General features: G+C 78.6%; 1 protein-coding gene. It reads right to left on the reverse strand.

The annotated features are described in order from the left end of the window. Positions 1-33: 33 nt before the first annotated feature. Positions 34-425, reverse strand: a 392-nt coding sequence (locus WA788_RS35650; RefSeq protein ID WP_335984669.1) for a lactate utilisation protein LutB domain-containing protein, incomplete at its 5' end; no start/stop codon positions are given.

The raw sequence follows: 425 nt of genomic DNA on the forward strand, positions 1-425 counted from the left end.
GCAGGATCTCGGTACGGCCGGGGTTGTCGTCGGTCACGGCCGCTCGTCCTTTCCGCGCGGGGCGCCGTGCTCGGGGCGCGGCTCGCGGGGTTGTTCCGCGCGTGACTGGTCTGCGCGGGGTTGCTGGGCGGATGCCTGCTCCGCGTGGGGGTGCCGTTCGCGCTGCTGCCACCAGCTGCGGAAGCTGCCGGTGGGCACGGCGGGCAGGTCGCGGGCGTCGCTCCACGCCTTCGCGGGGCCGGGCAGCGGCAGCCGCCGCGGGTGGAGCCGGCGGGTGGCGCCTGCCATGCGCCGGGTGGCGCGCCAGGCGCCCGGGTGGTCGAGGGCCCATCGTCCGGCGCGCATCGCGGCGCGCTCCGCGGCGTGCCCCTTGGCGGGCTTGATGGTGGTGCGGGTGCCGCGCAGGGTCACCGGGCCGCCCTGGA

The organism is Streptomyces sp. CA2R106, from assembly GCF_037034245.1.
GTDB lineage: Bacteria > Actinomycetota > Actinomycetes > Streptomycetales > Streptomycetaceae > Actinacidiphila.